A 22,205-nucleotide genomic window follows, 5' to 3' on the forward strand; every position below is an offset into this window, starting at 1 on the left:
TGTTCAGGCGTGGCCACTCTGGGATGTCATCAGATTCAGATTAACACCCAGGGTTGTTGCAGCTGCCTGTAATCGTTCTTCAGCCGGAATGTTGAATATTATATCCAAATTAGCCGGGCAACTTAACCATACATTGTCACTCAGTTCCTGTTCTAGCTGTCCAGCGCTCCAGCCAGCATACCCCAAAGCTACCAGGTACTGTTCAGGGCCTTCGTTATTGCTGATCGCGTGCATTATATCCATCGAGGTGGTAATCGTCAGCTGACCATTAATTTCATAGCAGGAGTCCCAGTCGCGCTCGGTAGGGCTGTGAAGGATAAAGCCCCGATCATCCTGCACCGGTCCGCCGGCGTAAACCGGGGCCTGTATTTTACACTCCTGGGTCAGTTCAAGGTGATTGAACAGCTCACCCAGGCTGAGCTCAGTGGGACGATTGACCACAATACCCATGGCGCCGTATTCATTATGATCGCAAATGAAGGTCAGGGTATGGTCAAAATTATGATCATCCATATGAGGCATGGATAGGAGGAAGTGTCCTTGCAAACTGCCTGGCAGATACGGAAAAGGTTTGGAAATAGCCATAATATGTACCTGCATCTGGGCAGAAAAAAGACTCTGCGACACCTTAATTCTTAGTATACCCGAGTAGTTTTCTCAAATTTCCAGGTGCGGATGATTTCCAGTATATCGGTATTTTTTCGCATCTCTACCGGGAACTGTTGGAAAGGTGATGCCAGCTGCACAATACGTACAGCAGCATCGTCCAGTACTTTATTACCGGAAGAGTGCAGTACCCGGATCTCCTTCACATTGCCGTTTGGCAGTACAACAACCATCATGCGAAGGCTACCGTACAGGCCGTTTTTACGCGCCTCTTCAGGGTAATTAAGGTTGCCAACGGACTCAATCTTGCGGCGCCAGTTAGCCAGGTAAGTAGCGTCAGAATGACTACGAGTCGATGCCGATGTAAGCCGTTTTATACGTGGGCGTTTAGCATATTCCTGACGCTGAAATTCAAGCTGGGCTTCGAGGCTGGCGATCTCCAGACTACGCGCCAATAATGATTTTGAACTGCCCGGGGCCGGTGGAGGTGGTGATGATTTCTTTAACAGAGCGGGAGAGTTGTTACTCTTTTTCGGTTGCTTAGCTGTTGTTGTCAGTACTTTCTTTTCAGGCGCGACAGTTGTTTTACTAACCATGGCATCCAGATTTGGAGCGGGTTCAGTTGTGACTGCAGGCGCCGGGGTGGTCGCGTTAGGGTTGGGCTGTGTTACCGGCTGTAGCGGTGCTGTTTCCTGAATATCCCGGTGTTGAAAGTCAGCTTTTTCACGGGTTGCAGGCAGGGCTTTTTCTTCCAGTTGGCCACTACCCTGTTGATCCGCCTGGGCGATAAAGTCAGCCTGCTCAGGTGCGGTCTCACTTTTATATTGCGCCAGGGTGACCTCCAGCGTTTGGGCTGGAGGTTGTTTGGGTGACATTGTAAACCCGATACCCAGAATACCTGCTGCATGAACTGCCAGGGCCAGGAACAAAGTAAAGCCGAGTCGGTCGGCTGATGTAACAACAGCGACAGCTTTACTCATGTGTCATTCCGGTGATCAAAGCAGTATCAGCTCCCTGTGCCTGGCTCTGTATTAGCGATTTAATTCTGATGGTAAGGTTTTTAAGGCTTTAGCTTTGCCTCAATTACATTCATCAGATCCATACCGATATCCAGGCCAAACTGATCATCCAACTCGCGGATACAGGTTGGGCTGGTAACATTTACTTCGGTCAGATAGTCGCCTATGACATCGAGTCCGGCAAACAGAATGCCCTGAGCTTTGAGCGTTGGGCCAACCTGTTCTGCAATCCACTTCTCTCTGTCGGTTAGTGGACGACCTTCGCCCCGGCCTCCGACAGCCAGATTACCACGGGTTTCACCGTTGGTTGGAATGCGCGACAGACCGTAAGGTACGGCTTCACCATTCACCAGCAGAATACGTTTATCACCATCGACAATCTCCGGCAGGTATTTTTGTGCCATGATGGTTTCGGTACCAAATTTAGTCAGGGTTTCGATAATCACCCCCAGATTTACACCCTCTTCCTGAATTCGGAAGATCGAGGTGCCGCCCATACCATCTAACGGTTTAAAGATGACATCTTTATATTCGGCGTGGAAGTCTCGCAGCAGGTCGTCGCGTCGTGTCACCAGTACCGGCGGGCAGCATTCAGGGAAGTGGGTAGCAAATATCTTTTCGTTATAATCCCGTAGCGCCTGAGGTCGGTTTACCATCAGGGTGTTACCTTCAGCGGCGGCAATTTCCAGCAGGTGAGTGGTATAGATAAATTCGTTATCAAAAGGTGGATCTTTACGCATCAGAACCACATCAAGACTGCTGAGCTCTTCAACCTGGTATTCGCCACGTTCAAAAAAATTGTCTGGGTTCATATCGACACTCAAAGGTGCCATTTTAGCCAATACTTTGCCGTCGCGCAGATAAAGGTCTTTTTGCTCCATGTACCATAGTTCCCAGCCTTTGCGCTGAGCGGCCCAGAGCATTGCCAGTGAACTGTCTTTTTTGAAGCTGATGGATTCAATCGGATCCATCACAATACCGACTTTAACTGTCATCGAGTAACCTTATTAATCTGTTGATTAGGTGGATTCTACCTGCCTGCTATTATCATCACCAGTGGTTAGCTCAGATCGCCCCATAGATACTGCAAAATAGATATGGCTGCTACCGGAGCTGTTTCAGTACGGAAAACCCGTGGACCGAAGGCGACAGGTTTAAAGCCCTGGGCCAGTGCCAGTTCGACCTCTGCTTCAGTTAATCCTCCTTCAGGGCCGATCAGTAACGCAATTGAGCCGGGTTGTTGAAAATCACCTAAAGGTTGCTCTGTATGATGATGCAGAACCAGTTTAAGGTCAGCTTCAACACTGGTGACCCAATCAGTTAAAGATTGAGGTGCTGACACCTCTGGGACATCACATCGCAGACTTTGTTCACAAGCACTGACCGCGATCTGTTGCCAGTGCTGGCGGCGTTTTTCCTGACGCTCGGCATTAAGTTTTACTTCGCAGCGCTCAGAAAACAGTGGTGCCAGAGAGTTTATGCCCAGTTCAGTGGTTTTCTGAATGGCGAAATCCATACGTTCGCCACGGGAGATCGACTGGCCAACCGTGATATTCAACGGTGAACGGCGAGCGGGTTCTGATACTTCGGTGACTCTGGCCCGGGCGCTGCGTTTAGCAACTTCAGTCAGTTCTGCCCTGTACTCAAAGCCGTCGCCATTAAACAGAATAATCTGTTCACCGGCGCGCATCCGTAACGCCCGGGATACGTGTTGAGTGACGGTATCGCTAAGATCGATTTCCAGGCCATCACTAAGAGGCTGAGTTTCGTAAAAACGGGGTGTTCTCATAATCTGTCTTTAACTGTATTGATAAGCATCAGGATGCATTATGCAGTGTTTGGTGGGTTGAACCAAAAAAATGTACCAAAGAGAAGAATGACACCACGGAGAGATCAAAGGACAGGGAGAAACATAGTTACATATATTGTTGATCTTCTCAGTGCTCTCAGTGCCCTTATCATGCCCTATGGGTGCTGTGGTGAAGTAAGCTCTTAGGGTTCCCTTTAGCCTGAGAATAAGCAAAAAAAAGGCAGAGTAAAATACTCTGCCTTTTTCGAATGACTCAGCTCAATCTTAGATGCCTGCAGCAGCGCGTAGTTCGTCGGCTTTATCGGTCTTTTCCCAGCTGTAAGCTGTAAATGTATCGTTACCGTTGGTCATCTCAAACGGGTTGTGGCCAAAGTGACCGTATGCCGCTGTCTGACGGTACATCGGGTGCAGCAGGTCCAGCATGCGGGTGATAGCATGCGGGCGCAGGTCGAAATGGTTGCGGATCAGCTCAATGATCTTGCCATCGGAAACTTTGCCGGTACCAAAGGTGTTGATTGACATTGAGGTCGGCTCTGCAACGCCGATCGCATAAGAGATCTGAATTTCACATTTGTCTGCCAGACCCGCTGCAACAACGTTCTTGGCAACGTAACGGCCAGCGTATGCGGCTGAACGGTCAACTTTTGATGGGTCTTTGCCGGAGAATGCACCGCCGCCGTGGCGGGCCATGCCGCCGTAGGTATCCACGATAATCTTACGACCGGTCAGACCACAGTCACCTACCGGGCCACCGATAACAAAATTACCGGTTGGGTTGATGTGGAACTTAGTGCTCTTATCGATCCACTCTTCAGGCAGGGTGTGCTTGATAATCAGCTCCATCACCGCTTCCTGAAGGTCTGCCATAGAGACATCCGGGTTGTGTTGCGTTGAAAGTACAACCGCATCGATACCAACCGGCTTGCCGTCTTCATAACGGAAAGTTACCTGGCTCTTGGCATCCGGACGCAGCCATGGCAACAGTCCAGACTTACGCGCTTCTGCCTGACGTTCAACCAGACGGTGAGCGTAGCAGATAGGCGCTGGCATCAGGACATCGGTTTCGTTGCTGGCGTAGCCAAACATCAGACCCTGATCACCGGCACCCTGATCTTCGGGTTTAGCGCGGTCGACACCCTGATTGATATCAGGTGACTGCTTACCAATGATGTTGATCACACCACAGGTCTCGCCATCGTAGCCGACTTCAGAAGAGGTGTAGCCTATATCGCAGATAACGCCACGTACCAGATCTTCCAGATCGACCCAGGCAGAGGTAGTGATTTCACCGGATACCACAGCAACACCAGTTTTAACCAATGTCTCACAGGCAACACGGGCATGCTTGTCTTCAGCAATAATGGCATCAAGTACCGCATCAGAGATCTGGTCGGCAATTTTATCAGGATGACCTTCGGAAACTGATTCCGAAGTAAACAGGCTGTATTCGCTCATTTCGCGTCTTCAATCCAAACTTTAGGGAATAAGGTATGGCATCTGATCGGAGACCAGAGCATAAGAATGGGCGTATTTTAATCTGGTTACGCATCGATTGCATGACCATGATTAGCTTTTTGGATGATTTTTTTACTTTTTTAGATGAAAACCACTCATTTTCATCAAATTCTGCGTAAATAGGTTTGAAGCTGATGACCGGTTGCGAGAAAATACCCGCCTGTTTTTTGTTGCTGCTGCGGGAAACGCCTCATAAGGGAAATCCCGAAAGCATCTGACATATTTAAAATCTCAATATGGGTTTCACCCCTGGAGTTAATGAATGTCCTCGCGTAGAGAACTTGCCAATGCAATTCGTGCCCTCAGTATGGATGCTGTTCAGAAGGCTAAATCTGGCCACCCTGGTGCGCCAATGGGTATGGCTGATATCGCTGAAGTACTATGGAATGACTTCCTGAAACATAATCCGGCGAACCCGCATTGGCTGGACCGTGACCGTTTTGTACTGTCAAACGGCCATGGCTCAATGCTGATCTACAGCCTGCTTCACCTGAGCGGTTATGATCTGTCTATTGATGACATCAAAAACTTCCGTCAGCTGCACTCTAAAACCGCCGGCCACCCGGAATACGGTTATGCTCCGGGCGTTGAAACCACTACTGGTCCACTGGGGCAGGGCATCACCAACGCAGTAGGCTTCGCCGTTGCAGAGAAGTCTCTGGCGGCGCAGTTTAACCGCGAAGGCCATGAGATTATCGATCACCACACTTATACGTTCCTCGGCGATGGCTGCCTGATGGAAGGTATCTCCCACGAAGCCTGTTCTTTAGCGGGTACTCTGGGTCTGGGTAAACTGATTGCGTTCTACGACGACAACGGCATCTCTATCGATGGTGAAGTTGAAGGCTGGTTCACCGATGACACGCCGAAGCGTTTTGAATCTTACGGCTGGCAGGTAATTCCTAATGTGGATGGCCACGATGCTGAGCAGATTAAAGCAGCAATCGAAGCGGCACAGGACAACGAAGATCAGCCAACGCTGATCTGCTGCAAGACCATTATCGGTTTTGGTTCTCCTAATAAGCAGGGCAAAGAAGATTGCCACGGCGCACCTCTGGGTGACGACGAGATCGCACTGGCGCGTAAAGAGCTGGGTTGGGAACACGATGCATTCGTTATCCCTGAAGATATAGCCAGCCAGTGGAATGCCAACGAGCCTGGCAAGATCCTGGAAAATGAGTGGGAAGAGCGTTTTGCTGAATACAGCAAGGCTTACCCGGCTGAAGCCCGTGAACTGATTCGTCGTTACACTGGCGAGCTGCCAGCAGACTTCTCTGCTCAGGCTGATACTTATATTAAAGAGCTGCAGGACAAGGGCGAAACTATTGCGTCCCGTAAAGCATCTCAGAATGCACTGAATGCATTTGGTCCTCTGTTGCCAGAACTGATGGGCGGCTCTGCTGACCTGGCCGGTTCTAACCTGACCTTGTGGTCCGGTTGTAAAGGTGTGACTAAGGATGATGCATCCGGTAACTACATGTTCTACGGTGTACGTGAGTTCGGTATGTCAGCGATCATGAACGGTATTGCACTGCACGGTGGTTTCATCCCGTACGGCGCGACCTTCCTGGTATTCATGGAGTATGCCCGTAACGCACTGCGTATGGCGGCTCTGATGAAGCAGCGTGCTATCCATGTATACACCCACGACTCTATCGGTCTGGGTGAAGATGGTCCGACACACCAGCCGATTGAACAGATCGCTAACCTGCGTCATACCCCTAATATGAGCACCTGGCGTCCGGCGGATGCAGTTGAATCCGCTGTTGCATGGAAGTCTGCACTGGAACGTGCCGATGGTCCTACAGCGATGATCTTTTCGCGTCAGAATCTGCCACATCAGGCGCGTACTGATGAGCAGCTGGCCAATGTTGCCCGCGGTGGTTACATCCTGCGTGACACTGCAGGTACACCGGATGCGATCATCATCGCTACAGGTTCTGAAGTAGGTCTGGCAATGGACTCTGCTGAAGCGCTGGCAGCTGAAGGTAAGCAGGTACGTGTAGTCTCTATGCCTTGTACAGATCTGTTTGATAAGCAGGATGCTGCTTACCGCGAAGCGGTACTGCCTTCATCTATTGCTGCGCGGGTTGCTATTGAAGCTGCTCAGGCGGACTACTGGTACAAGTATGTTGGTCTGAATGGCGCGATCGTAGGTATGACCAGCTTCGGTGAATCTGCTCCGGCGGGCGAGCTGTTTAAACTGTTCGGCTTCACGATTGAGAATGTAGTCGAAAAAGTTAAGTCTGTTCTGTAACAGCAGACATAAGCAAAGGGCCAGCTGATTCAGTTGGCCTTTTTGGTTAAAGACCCTGATGCCCCTTTATTATGAGTTTTAAAGTTGCCATAAACGGCTACGGCCGGATCGGACAGTGTGTTTTACGCGCCATCTACGAGAGCGGTTACCGCGATCAGTTACAGGTGGTTGCCCTGAATGAACTGTCGGATATTGATACGGTCAGTTATCTGACCCGGTATGATACGACCCATGGCCGATTCCCGGTTGCGGTGGATCATGACGGCCAGAATCTGCTGATCAATGGCGACTCTATTCGGGTGTTGAGCGAAGAAGATCCGGACAAGTTGCCCTGGGCCGAGATGGATATCGATCTGGTATTGGAGTGCTCCGGTAGTTTTAGTGACCGGGACTCTGCTCAGCAGCATATCAAGAGCGGCGCACAACGTTTGTTGTTTTCCCAGCCTGCGGATACTGATGTAGATGCCACCATTGTGTATGGCTTTAACGATCAGTTGCTACAGGCCGATCAGCAAATAGTGGCGGCAGGGTCTTGTACCACTAACTGTATTGTTCCGGTACTGAACCTGTTACACCGGGAACTGACTATTCTAAGCGGTGTGACTACTACTATTCACTCCGCAATGAACGATCAGCCGGTCATTGATAGTTATCACCAGACCGATCTGCGCCTGACCCGAAGTTCGATGCATTCGATAATCCCTGTGGATACAAGCCTTAATAAAGGCATTGATCGATTGTTGCCAGAACTGGCAGGACGATTTGAATCCCTGCATGTGCGGGTGCCGACCATCAATGTATCGCTGCTGGATATCTCTTTGAATGTTGCTAATACCACTAATGCGAATCAGGTAAACAGCATTTTGCAGCAGGCAGCTCAGGGGCCCCTTAAGGGACTTTTGGGCTATACCGAAGAGCCCCATGCTTCGGTAGACTTCAACCGCGATAGCCGCTCAGGCATTGTAGATGGAACTCAGACCCGGGTAAGCGGCGGTAATATGATCAAGCTGTTGTGCTGGTTTGATAATGAGTGGGGCTTTGCCAACCGGATGCTGGATGTGGCACAGGCCTGGCTTAACAAAGAATAACAAGGCGATATGGCAGGACTGATGAGTTGTATCTGGCCATACCAACAGAATTTTATACAATCTTAGAAAGTAGGAAGCGTAATGAGCGTACTGAAAATGACCGAGCTGGATCTGAATGGCAAGCGCGTTCTGATCCGTGAAGACCTCAATGTACCCGTCAAGGATGGCCAGGTAACCAGCGATGCCCGTATCCGTGCATCACTGCCAACAATCAAACATGCATTGGAAGCCGGTGCAAAAGTGATGTTGATGTCTCACCTGGGTCGTCCTACTGAAGGTGAATACGATGAAGCCAGCTCGCTGGCGCCAGTCGCTAAACATCTGGCTGGCCTGCTGGGACGTGAAGTGCCGTTAATCAAAGACTGGCTGGCGGGTGATTTTGAAGTTGCTGAAGGCGATCTGGTGCTGCTGGAAAACGTACGCTTCAATGCCGGTGAGAAGAAAGATAATGAAGCACTGTCGCAGCAGATGGCTGCGCTGTGCGATATCTACGTGATGGATGCTTTCGGTACCGCGCACCGCGCCCAGGCGTCTACCCACGGTGTGGCTAAATTTGCCCCGGTTGCTTGTGCTGGTCCTCTGTTGGCCGGTGAGCTGGATGCCCTGGCTAAAGCGCTGGATAATCCGGCCCGCCCAATGGCTGCTATCGTTGGTGGTTCTAAGGTTTCCACTAAGCTGACGGTGCTTGAGTCACTGTCCGATAAAGTTGATCAGCTGATCGTAGGTGGCGGTATCGCCAACACTTTCCTGGCAGCTGCAGGCAAGCCGGTAGGTAAATCGTTGTGCGAACACGACCTGATTCCTACGGCTAAGGCATTGATGGAAAAAGTTAATATTCCATTGCCGGTTGATGTAGTTGTAGCGACTGAGTTTGCTGAAACAGCGACGGCAACGGTTAAGTCTGTTGATGACGTGGCTGAAGACGATATGATTCTGGATATCGGTCCACAATCTGCAGCTAACCTGGCAGGTCTGTTAAAAGACGCCGGTACTATTATCTGGAATGGTCCTGTAGGCGTATTTGAATTTGATCAGTTCGGTGAAGGGACTAAAACCTTATCACTGGCGATTGCTGAAAGTAACGGCTTCTCTATTGCCGGTGGTGGCGATACGTTGGCCGCTGTGGATAAGTACGAGATTGCAGAGCAGGTCTCTTATATCTCTACCGGTGGTGGTGCTTTCCTTGAGTTTGTAGAGGGTAAGGTATTACCAGCAGTCGCAATGCTGGAATCCCGCGCTTAATTAAAGCTATTGGGCTCAGGATTTCGGCGTTAAAAGCTGGCTTAGAATGCTCACTTACAAATGTAAGCTCCGCTTCTGCACCAGCTTTTGCCTTGAACTCCCATCGCTCATGACGCTTTAATGATTTGAAGATAAAATACATAGCAGCTGTATCACTTGGCTGCTTAAGATAGAATTTAAAGCCGTTAAGTGGCTTAACAAAGACCCTGGCAATCCATAAGGGGATTGGAATTTCTGGGAAATGTGGCTAAGCAGTGGAGTTGATCTGCTGTATTGCTTTGGTGGTTCCAAGGCTTTACAGCAGATCAGCTTCAACGCAACGACAGATTTTTCAGAAAACCGATCAGCGACGCCAGATGAACGACAAAATTTATTAATTTAACGACAATACCCGGCAGCATAAGGCACTTAAAACTACTAAGCGCCCTTATGGAATGTCAGGGTCAATAGGTGAACATATGGCTCTTATTAGCATGCGTCAGCTGCTGGATCATGCAGCAGAGAACGACTACGGTATTCCGGCATTTAACGTAAATAATCTGGAACAGATGCGCGCTATCATGGAAGCGGCGAATAAGACCGATTCTCCTGTTATCGTGCAGGCATCTGCCGGTGCGCGTAAATACGCGGGCTCTAACTTCCTGCGTCATATGATTCTGGCGGCAATTGCTGAATTCCCGCATATCCCTGTTTGTATGCATCAGGATCACGGTACGTCTCCTGCTATTTGTCAGCGTTCTATTGCGATGGGCTTTTCATCTGTAATGATGGACGGTTCCCTGATGTCTGACGGCAAAACGCCGTCCAGCTACGAATATAACGTGGATGTAACCCGTCGTACCGTAGAGATGGCGCATGCATGCGGCGTTTCTGTTGAAGGTGAACTGGGTTGTCTGGGTTCTCTGGAAACCGGCCAGGCGGGTGAAGAAGATGGCGTAGGCGCAGAAGGCACTCTGTCTGCTGAGCAGATGCTGACCGATCCTGAAGAAGCGAAAGATTTCGTTGCTCAGACCGGTGTTGATGCTCTGGCAATCGCTTGCGGTACTTCTCACGGCGCTTACAAGTTTACCCGCCCACCAACCGGTGACATTCTGGCGATCGATCGTATTAAAGCGATCCACGAAAGTATCCCGGATACCCACCTGGTAATGCACGGTTCTTCTTCTGTCCCACAGGAGTGGCTGGCAGTTATCAACGAGTTCGGCGGTGAGATCCCTGAGACTTACGGTGTGCCGGTTGAGCAGATCGTTGAAGGTATCAAGCACGGTGTACGCAAGGTTAATATCGATACTGATTTGCGTCTGGCATCAACTGGTGCGGTACGTCGCTTCCTGGCTGAGAACCCATCTGAGTTTGATCCACGTAAATTCCTGAAAGTAACCATGGATGCGATGGGCGATATCGTTACTGACCGTTACGAAGCATTCGGTGCTGCAGGTAATGCCAGCAAGATCAATGCGATCTCTCTGGAAGATATGGCTGACAAATACGGTCTGTAAAACGCGTTAGTGTTTTATAGATAATTTGTTAGATTAAAAAACCGCCAATTGGCGGTTTTTTGCTTTTGTAGGCAATGGTCTGTTAAACCTCTTCCTCTTCAATCACTTCTGTTTCCTGTCTGGCTAACTCAAGCCACTCTTGGCAGGCGGGGAGGTTAAGTACCCGCTCTTTATAAGCTTCCAGCTGAGGTGTCAGCGCAACGCCGTAGCTATTAAAGCGGTATATTACCGGGGCATAGAAGGCATCAGCAATACTGAAATCCCCATAAAGGAATTGCTCGGAACCGCTTATTTTTAATGCCTCGTCCCAGAGTTGGCAGATCCGCTCAATATCTTTCCGGCTGGCTTCTGAAGTGGAGAAATTATCCACAGTCCGGCGACAGTTCATCGGCATCTCGTTACGTAGTGCCATAAAGCCGGAATGCATCTCGGCGCAGCTGCTACGGGCATGGGCTCGTAGTTGAATATCTACCGGCCAGCCAGCGCCATTTAAGTGCTGCTCGCTGATATATTCGCAGATCGCCAGTGAATCCCAGATAGTCTGACCGTTATCGAGTAACACCGGTACCTTAGCGGCGCTACTGTACTGTTTTATCTGATCGGTAAAGCCCGGAGTAAACAGTGCGATGCGTAGGGTTTCAAATTTCAGGCCTGTATGGCGCATTAATAGCCAGGCCCGCAGTGACCAGCTGGAGTAGTTGTGGTTGCCGATAACTAATTGCATCATTATGTGTCCCTGTTTACGGATAGATTGGATTGATTTAGTCTGGCGTTTAACCGGTTGAGTCTCAAACCAATTAATCTGATAACAGGTATTTATTCCGCTGATGTTAGACCATGAACTGCTTCGTACTTTTATTGCGGTGGTAGATACCGGCAGCTTTACCCGTGCCGCGGCGCAGGTGTTTCGCACCCAGTCTGCAGTCAGTATGCAGATGAAGCGGCTAGAGGAACAGCTGGATAAGGTCTTGTTCCTGAAAGAGGGACGTGAGCTGCAGCTTACCGATGACGGGCTGAAACTGGCAGGATATGCGCGACGGATACTGAAACTGCATGATGAAGCGTTGAGTGAGTTATCCACAAGTGAGAACCGGCGACCACTGCTGCTGGGATGCCCGGATGACTATGTTCAGGGGGTATTGCCGGATTTGTTGGCGCAAATCCATTCAACTGTACCCGGCATTCAGGTTCAGATAAGTACAGGATCTTCATCGGTGTTGCGGGATCTGATGGACCGGGGGCAGCTGGATCTGTCGGTTTTAACCCGTCGTCCGGAGCGAGAGGAAGGCTATCTGCTATTGCAGGATAAAGGGGTTTGGGTAGCGCCCTCGGCGGACTTTATCGTTCGTAACCAGCCTTTGCCGCTAGCGTTGGTCGAGCCTGACTGTAAATTTCATACGACCGCGGTAGATGGACTGACGAAACAGGGCGTCTCATTTGAAATTATCTGTATCTCGGGCCATTGTGCACTATTGATTGAGATGGTTCGCAGAGGTGAGGCCGTGACTATGTTGTCGGACTGTGGCGTGCCGGATGATCTGTATCGACTTCCGGCAACCAGTGGCTTTCCTGAGTCGCCAACGGTGGATATTGTTCTACAGTCGGCTGCAAATCCTCATCCGGATTTTGGCTCAGACCGGCTGACCCAGCTGGCCAGCCGGACAGCCGGGATGTTAGCAAAATTTTGATAAGCAAACGGATTAGCAGCAACCCCCACCCGTGTCAGCCTGAGAGGCTGTCAGATCAAACGGCAGGCTGGTGCCGCAACCATCGAAGATACCGTAGTGGGTATCGAAGTTACCGATAAATTCAAAGTGCTCTTTAAAGCGGGTGTCGTGCAACATCTTCCAGGTATTACCGCAGACAGGAAAGACCTTACCTTTCTCTATGCTATGGTGCTTATCCAGAATAAAAGTGTGAGGCTTATGCTCTATCGTCCCTTTGTAGATCACCGCCTGACCGTAGTCTTCGCAATGGCTTTCAAGCTCCGGTAGCTTGAACAGGCGGTAGGTGGCGGAGAAGAAATTAATATGGCCAATGCGCTCGCTAATCTTTGGGTTATCGATGGTAATTGGCCGATCGTCGACCAACCGTGGGTCGATAAAGCCCGCCTTTTTAGCAAGGTTGTGGAAGTCGTTCCAGTACAGAGCGCCGCTCAGGCACTCCCCATACAACACCGGATCATCAATCAGCTCCGCGGGAATACGGCGCTCGGCGTAAACATCGGAGAAGTAGATCTCACCACCGGGCTTAAGCAGGTCGTAAGCTTGCTTTAGTACCGCTTCTTTATCCGGGGAGAGGTTAATGACGCAGTTAGACACAATAATATCGAAACTGTTATTTTCCAGTCCCAACTGATCCAGCTGTTCAATATAGCCTTTCTTAAATGTAGTGTTGGCTTTGTCGAAACCAAATTTTTCACGGTGATACTCGATATGACGGTTGGCTACATCCAATTGCTCGTCGGTCATGTCTACACCGACCACCGATCCCTGTTCACCAACCAATTGAGCCAGCGCATAACAGTCACGGCCCGAACCGCTACCCAGGTCCAGTATTTTCATTCCCGGCAACTGCTCAGGACAAACCAGTCCACAACCGTAATAGCGCATCATCACTTCATCATGAATATTGCTAAGCACAGGTTTCAGGAATTCGGGCATACCCTCGTCGGTGCAGCAAGCGTTGGTTTGAAGGTCATCGGAGCCTTGCAGGGTTTTACCGTAATATTCCTGTACTTGATCATGCATTGTCGGTTACTCATTGGCCGTAGTGTCGGGTTATTGCGGGTTATAAATACCATAAGGCTGCAGGTATTAGAAATGACTTGTTAGTCTAACAAAATAGCCTTTAACTCTCCGCTTAGATCACCACATAAAATCACTGGAAAACTTTGCCTGAAATGCCGGGGAAGGAGGTAGGAAAAACCTCAGATTTCAGAACTCTAGACAAGCTCTTTCCATGAATAAATATCATCAAATATTTCCAATAGGAAACATTGACTTTGGTAGTAAACAGGCAGATAAAGCGACCTGTTTCTAACTGATCAGGGAGTATACAGCGACTATGAATGCTGTAATTGTTGGGGTTCTGACTATGTTGGTGCTGAGCCTGTTGCGTACCCATGTGGTAATGGCGCTGTTAATCGGTGCGATGGCGGCGGGTTTGGCAGGCGGCTTAGGACTTGAAGGTTCAATCGCGGCCTTCAATGACGGCATTGGTGGTGGTGCCAGCGTTGCCCTAAGCTATGCCTTGTTAGGAGGCTTTGCGGTGGCGATTTCCCAATCGGGTCTGCCCCATGCTCTGGCCGACAAAGTTATTCTGATGTTAGGGCGCGAACATAATCCGCGACGGGTTGAGTTGGTAAAAAACCTGTTATTGCTGATGATTATGCTGGTGGCGATCTCTTCCCAGAATGTGATGCCTATCCATATCGCTTTTATTCCGTTACTGATTCCACCACTGCTGTTAGTGATGAGTAAGATGCAGCTGGACCGTCGTTTGGTCGCCTGTGTACTGACGTTTGGCCTGGTAACCCCATATATGTTTTTACCGGTCGGCTTTGGCGGTATCTTCCTGAACGAGATTCTGCTGAAAAATATCACTACCAGCGGCCTGGATGTGACGGGCATCAGCGTTATTGAAGCGATGGGTATTCCTGCCCTTGGCATGCTATCAGGTCTGCTGATCGCTGTGTTTATCAGCTACCGTGGTAAGCGTCAGTATAATGTTGATCAGATTGCGGCAACAGAACATGCGGCCATTCAATACGATGGTAAACGTATCCTGTTAGCGTTGCTGGCGATTGGCGTTGCCTTTGTTACTCAGTTATACACAGGCTCAATGGTGATGGGGGCATTGCTGGGCTTCATCCTGTTCTCGGTGACCGGAGTCGTGCGCTGGAATGAATCCGATGATCTGCTGACCGACGGCATGAAGATGATGGCAATGATCGGCTTTATTATGATCGCGGCGGGAGGTTTTGCTCAGGTGCTGCGTGAGACTGGAGAGATCGCAACGCTAGTCAGCAGCTCGGTAGAGATTATCGGTCAGAACAAAGCGCTGGCGGCGTTCCTTATGCTATTAGTAGGTTTGTTGATAACTATGGGCATCGGCTCATCGTTTTCGACTATCCCTATTATCGCTTCTATCTATGTGCCGTTGGCGATGGAGCTGGGCTTTACGCCGCTGGCTATCGTTGCCTTGGTGGGTACCGCTGCAGCGTTGGGTGATGCCGGTTCCCCTGCATCTGATTCAACCCTGGGGCCAACTTCGGGCCTCAATGTTGATGGTCAGCATAACCATATCTGGGATACCGTGGTACCGACTTTTGTTCATTACAATCTGCCGTTACTGGCGGCGGGTTGGGTCGCTGCGGTGATTCTCTAAGCTGTTATTTTGATAGGAAAAAATGCACTGAACACTCCCGCTAATTCGGGGTGTTCAGGCTAAGAAATGGAACAACAGCAGGCGTTGTTCCACAGGCTGATCGAAGCGGCGTTTAAAGCCTCTTAATGCTTAATCTTCAGCTTTGACTGTTAAATATCAATCAAAAATTTCGGGCTGTATCGGCTCCATTTCTAATATCAGATCCCGGTACCGCTGTGGTACAGCGGCTTTGCAATTCTTCTCATAGTCGACGCAGACCACTACCGCATCCCCTTCCGCTGCAACGGCATTATGTTCCGGGCTCCAGACCAGGTGTTCCATGGTAAAACGATCTTCTTCCAGACGCGTAATCCGGGTGGCTGAGATGACGTTGCCGGGAAAGGTTAGCGGGATACGGTAGCGGATCCGGCTGTCTCTTAAAATCGGGCCAATACTGCTTTCTTTCATCACGTCCAGATATTCACAGTTGCCGAAATAAGCCATTCGGGCACTTTCAAACCAGCGCAGATAAACCAGATTGTTTACGTGCTGAAAGGCATCCATTTCACCCCATGCAATGGGTATCTCCAGTTGTACCGGAAATCGTTCCAGAATCTCACTACCCATAATGGCCTCTTACCGTTTTTAAGTTCTACCCGGTCTATTAAGGATTAATATTAAGAATAAGTGAAATTTTTAATTATTATTCTTTCTATAAATCTAATTTATAGTTGTAATGAAAAGATATGATTTCTCAATCGGTATCGCTGATCTTAAGCTGTTATCTATCCAGTCGAAGTGGGATGTATAAGCAGCAGAATATGCGTAGCTCTTTTGACAATACCCAGGAGACAAGTTGATGGAAATTAGACAGATACGTTACTTTCTGGCGGTACAGGAAACCGGCAGCTTCACTAAAGCCGCTGAGAAAATGTTCGTCACTCAACCAGCACTGTCAGCCGCGGTTAAAAATCTGGAACAGGAGCTGGGGGTAGAGCTGCTCAGGCGTAGCCATAAACAGGTGACTCTGACGCCTGCCGGCCGTCGTTTCAGGGATCGTGCCTTTGCCATCCTGGCTGAATGTAATGCCGCTAAGAGTGAGCTGATGGCTGAGCAACATCCAAGACAGTTGCGTATCGGTGTGCTGGATACCCTGAATACGCCGCCGGTTAATCAGTTACTGCATGAATTTCATACCAGCTATCCGGAGATAGAATTGCACCTGCATTCGGGTAATAAGCTGGCGCTGGCGAATAAGATGGGGCAGAACAAAGTCGATCTGTTGTTAACTTCATTATCCGGGGAAGACAGCTCAGATACTAAACTGCCGTTATATCAGGAGCGCTTTCAGTTGATGGTGTCGCGTCAGCATGAGCTGGCTAACCGGACCTGTGTCAGGTTATCGGATCTGCATGGTCTGCCCTTCGTATTACGTAAAAATTGCGAAGTATTAAATGAAGGCAAGCGGGTTTTTTTGGCGGAGCAGGCACAGCCGCATATTACCTGTCGCACCGATAATGATTCATGGGCACTGACGATGGTGCGGAATAACCTGGCCGCCGCCATATTGGCCGAAACGGTAACCGAAGAAGGTACGGTGAGTATCCCCATTGTTGACTTTGGCTTAGTGCGAACAGTGGCCTGTGTCTGGCGTCAGCATTCGGATCAGGAGACGGTGCAAACCTTTACCGCCTTTGCTGCACAGGATAGCTGGCGTGGACTGGCAAAGGCCGTTTGAACGACTGTCTGAAAGGGAGCGTGATCGCTTGCCTGAGATGCTCAGGATATAGCAACCTGCTTATTGCAGCTTATCTACTGGGAGGCATGGACTCGATACGATCAAGCCGGAGTCTGCGTTGCTGCCCTTCACGATTATCTGCGATGAGAAATTCTTCGCCGCGGTGGATCTCAATATCCAGATAGCGTAGTTTCTCCCGATGTATATGACCGCTATCATCACGCCAGATCACCTCAGCTATCAGCTTACGCATGCAGGCAAGTTCGTATCCATCATGGAGTTCACACTGTATCGGCTTGTACTCGCTCATAGCACCACACTTGTTTTCCGTTTGCCTTACACCATAGCAGATAGCCACAGAGACGTGTTTTTGCGGTAGATCAGCCTGTGGGTCAGGTTACTAGCCGAGCATGAGTCGGGCTGTGGATCTGCGTTTTATCTTCAGTGGCCGTTTCACTGCTTTTTGGGTGTACTCATTCTGGTTATCCCTTCAGCCCGAAGCATGGCTACAATAGCAAAAGCTGTGCTGACAAAACGGTAACTAAAAAAGTGTTATCCGCTTATAGGAAACGTCTGGCGGTCAGGCTTTCTATGTGAAACAGGCTGCAAGAGACAAAGGATCAGGTATGGAATCTGAAACAATCGTTGTGTTATTGGCCGGGCTGGAGGCTGATACCGAAGCGAGCCTGCAAACCGCTTTGGCGGATCACCCGGTCACTATTCTGACGGCAGCAGGAATCGAGCAGGCCGTCGCTATTATCGGTGCTCAGGATGTGCATATTGTCGTGCTGGATCAGCGTCAGAGTGAGTCTGTTACGCTGGATCATTTGCAGCAGCTCAAGCAGATCAACCCGGAACTGGAAGGATTTCTGTTAACCACCGACTGCCAGTATGAGCCTGAAGGTCAGGTCGCGGCTGGTGGGCTGGTACATCACTATATTCAGTTCCCTTCAGATAACCAGATATTGGGTTACCGGATGCGTCAGGCGCTCAGGGTTGCCCGACTGAAGCAGGAGCTATCTGATCTGCGTTGCGATCTGCATCATGACCTGGATACCCAGCGCAGTACTTTTGCCCGTCAACAAAAGCGCCTTGTCAGCCGGGTGCAGATGAGTGAAGCGCAGGCGAAACAATCCCGCAAACAACTACAGCAGGCTAACGAGCAGCTATCCGGCGGCTATCGTCAGATGGTGCGCATGTTATCCAACCTGTCGCTGCGCCGGATGGGTCAGAAAGCCAGCGGTCAGAACCAGCACTTGAATCAGCTGGTGGCGTTGATGGCTGAAAACTGTGCTTTGGATGAGGCGGACCATAAGCACCTGACCATGGCCTGGATGCTACGTAATGTGGGTAAACTGAGCTTTAACGATTATCTTCTGGCGACACCTTATGTGCAACTGACTGCTGAAGAACAGCGTGAGTATCAGGGGCACCCTGACAATGCCTATGCCGCGATGGCGATTGTCCGGCCGATGGACAGGGCAGCAACTATCGTGCGCCAACATAAAGAGTATCTGGATGGCAGTGGCTACCCGCTGGGTCTCAAAGCGCTGCAGATTGAGCTGGCGGCGCAGATCCTGGCGGTGCTGAATGATTACACCGAGCTGACTGGTGGACGCTATCTGGAACGCCAGACAAGTACCGCCGAAGCGCTGGACTACCTGCGTAATAAAGCCGGAGAACGTTATAACCAGCAAGCCGTTGATGCGTTAGAGAAGGCGCTGACAGAGCTGGCACCTGTTACCGAACTGTATCAGGATCGCATAGTGACCAGTGTCGATCTGCAACCGGGTATGGTACTGACCCGCGACCTGATCAGTCAGGATGGTGTGCTGTTATTGGGGCACGGAGAAGAGCTGGATCAGGAAACCATTGACCGGATTCGTGACCTGGAATTTAATTTCGCTGAATTCTTCCAGCTGTTTATCGAGCAGCGTTAAGTACAGTTAATGACCGATACCGATTGGATTGAACGGGCGTACCAGGTATTTAATGGGGCCAGGCCCGATCATTTCACTGACTTCAGACATTGTGATGAGTGTGCTGAGCACGATCAGACGTTGATCGGCCATGATCGCGATAGTATTGGTCTGGATCAGCTTGGGCATCCGAGCTGGGATCCGCTCTGCTTCTGTTCCGCCGAAGGTAAACGTTATTACATGCCGGCGTTGATCCGTCTGACATTAAACAGCCTCTATGATGAGCCTTATCTTGATCAGTTTCTGTTTCATCTGGCGGACTTTGGTAATGATAATGCGCTGTTAGTTCTTTGTAATAGGCAGCAACGACAATTCATTACCGGTTTTCTCAGTTATCTGATTGATCAACATTCCGAGCAATTAGACAGGATAAATCTGGCCGATGAGCTTTTGACGGTTTATCAGATCTGGTCTGGCGATTAAACTAGCGGCATGAATGATTCCTCTTTTCGTCACCGGCTGAATCAGCTGGACCAACTGCTTTGTGATAGCGCTCATTTATGGCGCCCCCAGCCCTTCAAACAGCGTCGCCCCCAATGGTGTGAGGATTATCCACAGCTGACCGACTGGTTGCTGGGGCTAACTGAATCTGAACTGCAACGCTTGAATGATGATCCGGATAGGGCGTTGCAGCAGCTTTCAGGATACCTGCCGGCGCTGAAGGATTTAGCGGAGCTAATTGCGCTACCTGAACTGCCCGCACAGCAGTACGCAGCACCTGAAAACCGGTTTTTTAATGGTATGCCGGGTCGTAAACGCAGTCAGATAGAAGCGTTTGTCAGCCGTATTGGCGAAGTGAAATCACCTTTACTGGAGTGGTGCGGTGGTAAAGGCTATCTGGGTCGTTTGCTGGGTCGGAACTGGCGTAAACCCGTATTAACCCTGGAGTGGAATCCAACCCTTTGTCAGGCGGGGCAACAGCAGGCAGACAGACAATCTATAGCGCAACAGTTTCAGGTAACCGACGTATTAGCGCCGCACTTCTCCCCGTCTATTACCGGGCATCATGCGGTTGCCCTGCATGCCTGTGGTGAGCTGCACCGTCGCCTGCACCAACAGGTTATCGCGCAGCGCTCGCCGGCACTGGATATTGTGCCTTGCTGCTATGCCCTCGGGGTTGAGCAGCAATACCAGCCCCGCACTGAAGGGCTAAAGTTACAGTTATACCGGGATGATCTGCGCCTGGCGGTAACCGAAACAGTGACCGCCGGGCAGCGGGAGATTAAGCAGCGTGACCGGGAGATGGCCTGGAAGCTGGGCTACAGTGAATGGCGTTATACACAGCCGGGTGAAGCTGAGTACCGCACCTTTAAGCCGGTTAATAAGCGTTGGCTACAATCGGGTTTTAGCGGATTTTGTCATGAACTGGCCGAGCGTGACGGACTAACCCTGGGGGATTTTGATGCAAGCGGTTTTGAAGCGTTGGGCTGGCAGCGTCAGCGTGACATGATGCGGCTGCAGGTGCTGCGTCATGGCTTTCGTCGGGCGCTGGAACTTTGGCTGGTGCTGGACCTGAGCTGTGAACTGGAACGACAGGGCTATCAGGTGAGTCTGGGCACTTTCTGCTCACGTGACATGACCCCCAGGAATATAATGATCTCTGCCCGGTTAATGGAGCCCGCTAATGGAGTCAGATAAGCAGTTAATTGCCCGGGTTAAAGCCTGCACTATCTGTGCTGCGCATCTGACCGATGGTGTGCGGCCGGTACTGCAGTTCAGTTCAACGGCGCGTATTCTGATCGCAGGACAGGCTCCTGGACGTAAAGTCCATGATACCGGTATCCCTTTTAACGATCCCAGTGGTGATCGTTTAAGGCAGTGGATGGGGATCGATCGGCAGACGTTTTATGATGCGCAGCAGATAGCGATACTACCGATGGGGTTTTGTTTTCCGGGTACCGGTAAGTCCGGTGATCTGCCCCCGCGTAAAGAGTGTGCGCCCCAGTGGCGTCAGCTGCTGCTGGATCGTTTGCCTGAGCTAGAGTTGGTGTTAGTGATTGGTCAGTATGCACAGGCCTGGCATCTGTCTGAGAAAGGTTCTGTAACCGAGATAGTTTCTAACTGGCGGGATTATTGTCAGGGGGATCAGGTGTTGAAGCAGTTTCCTATGCCGCATCCTAGTCCGCGGAATAATATCTGGTTGAAGAGGAATCCCTGGTTTGAGGAGGAGCTGGTGCCGGTGTTGCAGGGGGAGGTTAAGCGGGTTTTATCCCTTTAGTTTTGGCCTTTTTACAGTTGTCGTAGTGATCCATTACTTTTTGTTCCGCTCTCGCTGAGCGCTTCTCGTAAACAGAGAGTGACTTTTGCGCGGCCAAAAGTCTTAACAATCTAAAGGCCGCCCCACTGCTGGGTCGGCTTCGCCGACTTCCCTGCGCGTTTCAGTTTCAAATGGGGTCTGCCCTCTCTTAGGCAAAGAAGCAGCCGCTTCGCGTCTTCAAACAGTCCTCGCCCTTTATCCATTTAAAACTTCCAATACCCAAAGGGCACGATGTGCTCGGCTGAACAGAAGGGGGATCTTTAGTCCGTGCCATTCTGCTGGATTCTGATTAATTGTCTGATTCTGTTCTTTGAGGCAGTATCAGGGATTGAGTTTGCTTGATTCAGTCTGGTTTGATTAGGAGAGTGTTATGTTGGAATTAAGACCAAACTGCGAGTGTTGTGATAAAGATCTGCCGCCGGAATCGACAGAAGCGGTTATCTGTACTTTTGAGTGTACCTTTTGTTCAGATTGTTCTGAGAATCTGTTGAGGCATGTTTGTCCTAATTGTTCGGGGAATCTTGTGCAGCGGCCTATTCGGCCGGAGGCTGCTTTGGTTAATAATCCGCCTTCTACTGAGAGGGTTCTTAAGGAAGGGGGCTGCTGAAGGCGCATCCTGCGCCGATTCATTGCTGTTTGCCGTAGTGACCCAATACTCCGTGTTTCGCCCTTTGGCGAGTCAAGACTTTTGCGCGGCCAAAAGTCTTAACAATCTAAAGGCCGCCCATGCTGCTGGGTCGGCTACGCCGACTTCCCTGCGCGTTTCATAAATCAATGGGTGCTGCGGAACTCGGCCAAAGTTCGGCCTCAAACAGTCCTCGCTTTAT

Annotated in this window: 21 protein-coding genes; 12 read left to right on the top strand and 9 right to left on the bottom strand. The window is 50.2% G+C overall.

Annotated elements, in window-relative coordinates:
- Positions 1 to 3: 3 nt before the first annotated feature.
- From EHS89_RS18475 to metK, 5 genes are all read right to left on the bottom strand, one after another.
- Positions 4 to 585: a YqgE/AlgH family protein gene (locus EHS89_RS18475; RefSeq protein ID WP_124927653.1), complete on the bottom strand. Its 582-nt coding sequence runs from the start codon at positions 583 to 585 to the stop codon at positions 4 to 6.
- Positions 586 to 635: 50 nt separating this feature from the next.
- Positions 636 to 1,586 (bottom strand): energy transducer TonB, encoded by a 951-nt coding sequence (locus EHS89_RS18480; protein WP_124927654.1) that lies wholly within the window; start codon positions 1,584 to 1,586, stop codon positions 636 to 638.
- An 80-nt stretch (positions 1,587 to 1,666) separates the two neighbouring features.
- A complete protein-coding gene (gene gshB / locus EHS89_RS18485) occupies positions 1,667 to 2,620 on the bottom strand; it encodes a glutathione synthase (protein ID WP_124927655.1) in 954 nt (317 codons plus the stop codon).
- 65 nt (positions 2,621 to 2,685) lie between these two features.
- Positions 2,686 to 3,414 (bottom strand): 16S rRNA (uracil(1498)-N(3))-methyltransferase, encoded by a 729-nt coding sequence (locus EHS89_RS18490; protein WP_124927656.1) that lies wholly within the window; start codon positions 3,412 to 3,414, stop codon positions 2,686 to 2,688.
- A 285-nt stretch (positions 3,415 to 3,699) separates the two neighbouring features.
- Complete coding sequence (gene metK, locus EHS89_RS18495) at positions 3,700 to 4,890, bottom strand: methionine adenosyltransferase (RefSeq protein WP_124927657.1); 1,191 nt, start codon at positions 4,888 to 4,890, stop codon at positions 3,700 to 3,702.
- A gap of 322 nt (positions 4,891 to 5,212) precedes the next feature.
- Between metK and tkt the strand changes: the two genes are divergently transcribed.
- The 4 genes from tkt to fba all read left to right on the top strand — a co-directional run bounded on the left by tkt (position 5,213) and on the right by fba (position 11,036).
- Positions 5,213 to 7,207 (top strand): transketolase, encoded by a 1,995-nt coding sequence (tkt, locus tag EHS89_RS18500; protein ID WP_124927658.1) that lies wholly within the window; start codon positions 5,213 to 5,215, stop codon positions 7,205 to 7,207.
- 71 nt (positions 7,208 to 7,278) lie between these two features.
- Positions 7,279 to 8,295 (top strand): type I glyceraldehyde-3-phosphate dehydrogenase, encoded by a 1,017-nt coding sequence (locus EHS89_RS18505; RefSeq protein ID WP_124927659.1) that lies wholly within the window; start codon positions 7,279 to 7,281, stop codon positions 8,293 to 8,295.
- Positions 8,296 to 8,376: 81 nt separating this feature from the next.
- Positions 8,377 to 9,537 (top strand): phosphoglycerate kinase, encoded by a 1,161-nt coding sequence (locus tag EHS89_RS18510; protein WP_124927660.1) that lies wholly within the window; start codon positions 8,377 to 8,379, stop codon positions 9,535 to 9,537.
- Positions 9,538 to 9,995: 458 nt separating this feature from the next.
- Positions 9,996 to 11,036 (top strand): class II fructose-bisphosphate aldolase, encoded by a 1,041-nt coding sequence (gene fba, locus EHS89_RS18515; RefSeq protein ID WP_124927661.1) that lies wholly within the window; start codon positions 9,996 to 9,998, stop codon positions 11,034 to 11,036.
- 82 nt (positions 11,037 to 11,118) lie between these two features.
- Here the strand turns inward: fba and EHS89_RS18520 are convergent, their stop codons facing one another.
- Positions 11,119 to 11,763: a glutathione S-transferase family protein gene (locus EHS89_RS18520; protein WP_308430930.1), complete on the bottom strand. Its 645-nt coding sequence runs from the start codon at positions 11,761 to 11,763 to the stop codon at positions 11,119 to 11,121.
- A 100-nt stretch (positions 11,764 to 11,863) separates the two neighbouring features.
- Between EHS89_RS18520 and EHS89_RS18525 the strand changes: the two genes are divergently transcribed.
- Positions 11,864 to 12,724 (top strand): LysR family transcriptional regulator, encoded by an 861-nt coding sequence (locus EHS89_RS18525; protein WP_124927662.1) that lies wholly within the window; start codon positions 11,864 to 11,866, stop codon positions 12,722 to 12,724.
- A gap of 12 nt (positions 12,725 to 12,736) precedes the next feature.
- On the opposite strand, the gene EHS89_RS18530 is transcribed toward EHS89_RS18525, so the two are convergent.
- Positions 12,737 to 13,786, bottom strand: a complete 1,050-nt coding sequence (locus EHS89_RS18530; protein WP_124927663.1) for a methyltransferase domain-containing protein — start codon at positions 13,784 to 13,786, stop codon at positions 12,737 to 12,739.
- Between the two features lie 316 nt (positions 13,787 to 14,102).
- Between EHS89_RS18530 and EHS89_RS18535 the strand changes: the two genes are divergently transcribed.
- The gene (locus EHS89_RS18535) at positions 14,103 to 15,425 is read left to right on the top strand and encodes a Na+/H+ antiporter family protein (protein ID WP_124927664.1); all 1,323 of its coding nucleotides are present in this window, start codon (positions 14,103 to 14,105) and stop codon (positions 15,423 to 15,425) included.
- A 156-nt stretch (positions 15,426 to 15,581) separates the two neighbouring features.
- Here EHS89_RS18535 and EHS89_RS18540 read toward each other — a convergent pair whose 3' ends face one another.
- Positions 15,582 to 16,031, bottom strand: coding sequence for an acyl-CoA thioesterase (locus EHS89_RS18540; protein ID WP_124927665.1), 450 nt, complete (start codon positions 16,029 to 16,031; stop codon positions 15,582 to 15,584).
- Positions 16,032 to 16,263: 232 nt separating this feature from the next.
- On the opposite strand from EHS89_RS18540, the gene EHS89_RS18545 reads away from it, so the two are divergent.
- Positions 16,264 to 17,142, top strand: a complete 879-nt coding sequence (locus tag EHS89_RS18545) for a LysR family transcriptional regulator (RefSeq protein ID WP_124927666.1) — start codon at positions 16,264 to 16,266, stop codon at positions 17,140 to 17,142.
- A gap of 70 nt (positions 17,143 to 17,212) precedes the next feature.
- On the opposite strand, the gene EHS89_RS18550 is transcribed toward EHS89_RS18545, so the two are convergent.
- Positions 17,213 to 17,452, bottom strand: a complete 240-nt coding sequence (locus EHS89_RS18550) for a Rho-binding antiterminator (RefSeq protein ID WP_124927667.1) — start codon at positions 17,450 to 17,452, stop codon at positions 17,213 to 17,215.
- A 316-nt stretch (positions 17,453 to 17,768) separates the two neighbouring features.
- Here EHS89_RS18550 and EHS89_RS18555 point away from each other — a divergent pair, with 316 nt between their 5' ends.
- From EHS89_RS18555 to EHS89_RS18575, 5 genes are all read left to right on the top strand, one after another.
- Positions 17,769 to 19,082 (top strand): HD domain-containing phosphohydrolase, encoded by a 1,314-nt coding sequence (locus EHS89_RS18555; protein WP_124927668.1) that lies wholly within the window; start codon positions 17,769 to 17,771, stop codon positions 19,080 to 19,082.
- 9 nt (positions 19,083 to 19,091) lie between these two features.
- Positions 19,092 to 19,544, top strand: coding sequence for a hypothetical protein (locus EHS89_RS18560; RefSeq protein WP_124927669.1), 453 nt, complete (start codon positions 19,092 to 19,094; stop codon positions 19,542 to 19,544).
- Between the two features lie 9 nt (positions 19,545 to 19,553).
- Entirely contained in the window at positions 19,554 to 20,759 is a 1,206-nt protein-coding gene (locus tag EHS89_RS18565) for a methyltransferase (RefSeq protein ID WP_124927670.1), read from the top strand.
- The gene (locus EHS89_RS18570; protein ID WP_124927671.1) at positions 20,746 to 21,339 is read left to right on the top strand and encodes a uracil-DNA glycosylase family protein; all 594 of its coding nucleotides are present in this window, start codon (positions 20,746 to 20,748) and stop codon (positions 21,337 to 21,339) included. The genes EHS89_RS18565 and EHS89_RS18570 overlap by 14 nt, the downstream gene beginning before the upstream one ends.
- A gap of 409 nt (positions 21,340 to 21,748) precedes the next feature.
- Entirely contained in the window at positions 21,749 to 21,985 is a 237-nt protein-coding gene (locus tag EHS89_RS18575) for a DUF1272 domain-containing protein (RefSeq protein WP_124927672.1), read from the top strand.
- Positions 21,986 to 22,205: the final 220 nt, after the last annotated feature.

The sequence above is a fragment of the Amphritea balenae genome (assembly GCF_003858655.1).
GTDB lineage: Bacteria > Pseudomonadota > Gammaproteobacteria > Pseudomonadales > Balneatricaceae > Amphritea > Amphritea balenae.

What these genes read in the sequence shown, in the direction of transcription:
- EHS89_RS18565 (WP_124927670.1), top strand. Translation starts at nt 19,554, where the DNA reads ATGAATGATTCCTCTTTTCGTCACCGGCTGAATCAGCTGGACCAACTG.
- EHS89_RS18550 (WP_124927667.1), bottom strand. Translation starts at nt 17,452, where the DNA reads ATGAGCGAGTACAAGCCGATACAGTGTGAACTCCATGATGGATACGAA.
- EHS89_RS18555 (WP_124927668.1), top strand. Translation starts at nt 17,769, where the DNA reads ATGGAATCTGAAACAATCGTTGTGTTATTGGCCGGGCTGGAGGCTGAT.
- tkt (WP_124927658.1), top strand. Translation starts at nt 5,213, where the DNA reads ATGTCCTCGCGTAGAGAACTTGCCAATGCAATTCGTGCCCTCAGTATG.
- gshB (WP_124927655.1), bottom strand. Translation starts at nt 2,620, where the DNA reads ATGACAGTTAAAGTCGGTATTGTGATGGATCCGATTGAATCCATCAGC.
- fba (WP_124927661.1), top strand. Translation starts at nt 9,996, where the DNA reads ATGGCTCTTATTAGCATGCGTCAGCTGCTGGATCATGCAGCAGAGAAC.
- EHS89_RS18570 (WP_124927671.1), top strand. Translation starts at nt 20,746, where the DNA reads ATGGAGTCAGATAAGCAGTTAATTGCCCGGGTTAAAGCCTGCACTATC.
- EHS89_RS18480 (WP_124927654.1), bottom strand. Translation starts at nt 1,586, where the DNA reads ATGAGTAAAGCTGTCGCTGTTGTTACATCAGCCGACCGACTCGGCTTT.
- EHS89_RS18510 (WP_124927660.1), top strand. Translation starts at nt 8,377, where the DNA reads ATGAGCGTACTGAAAATGACCGAGCTGGATCTGAATGGCAAGCGCGTT.
- EHS89_RS18545 (WP_124927666.1), top strand. Translation starts at nt 16,264, where the DNA reads ATGGAAATTAGACAGATACGTTACTTTCTGGCGGTACAGGAAACCGGC.
- EHS89_RS18525 (WP_124927662.1), top strand. Translation starts at nt 11,864, where the DNA reads ATGTTAGACCATGAACTGCTTCGTACTTTTATTGCGGTGGTAGATACC.
- EHS89_RS18540 (WP_124927665.1), bottom strand. Translation starts at nt 16,031, where the DNA reads ATGGGTAGTGAGATTCTGGAACGATTTCCGGTACAACTGGAGATACCC.
- EHS89_RS18490 (WP_124927656.1), bottom strand. Translation starts at nt 3,414, where the DNA reads ATGAGAACACCCCGTTTTTACGAAACTCAGCCTCTTAGTGATGGCCTG.
- EHS89_RS18530 (WP_124927663.1), bottom strand. Translation starts at nt 13,786, where the DNA reads ATGCATGATCAAGTACAGGAATATTACGGTAAAACCCTGCAAGGCTCC.
- EHS89_RS18560 (WP_124927669.1), top strand. Translation starts at nt 19,092, where the DNA reads ATGACCGATACCGATTGGATTGAACGGGCGTACCAGGTATTTAATGGG.
- EHS89_RS18475 (WP_124927653.1), bottom strand. Translation starts at nt 585, where the DNA reads ATGGCTATTTCCAAACCTTTTCCGTATCTGCCAGGCAGTTTGCAAGGA.
- EHS89_RS18575 (WP_124927672.1), top strand. Translation starts at nt 21,749, where the DNA reads ATGTTGGAATTAAGACCAAACTGCGAGTGTTGTGATAAAGATCTGCCG.
- EHS89_RS18520 (WP_308430930.1), bottom strand. Translation starts at nt 11,763, where the DNA reads ATGATGCAATTAGTTATCGGCAACCACAACTACTCCAGCTGGTCACTG.
- metK (WP_124927657.1), bottom strand. Translation starts at nt 4,890, where the DNA reads ATGAGCGAATACAGCCTGTTTACTTCGGAATCAGTTTCCGAAGGTCAT.
- EHS89_RS18505 (WP_124927659.1), top strand. Translation starts at nt 7,279, where the DNA reads ATGAGTTTTAAAGTTGCCATAAACGGCTACGGCCGGATCGGACAGTGT.
- EHS89_RS18535 (WP_124927664.1), top strand. Translation starts at nt 14,103, where the DNA reads ATGAATGCTGTAATTGTTGGGGTTCTGACTATGTTGGTGCTGAGCCTG.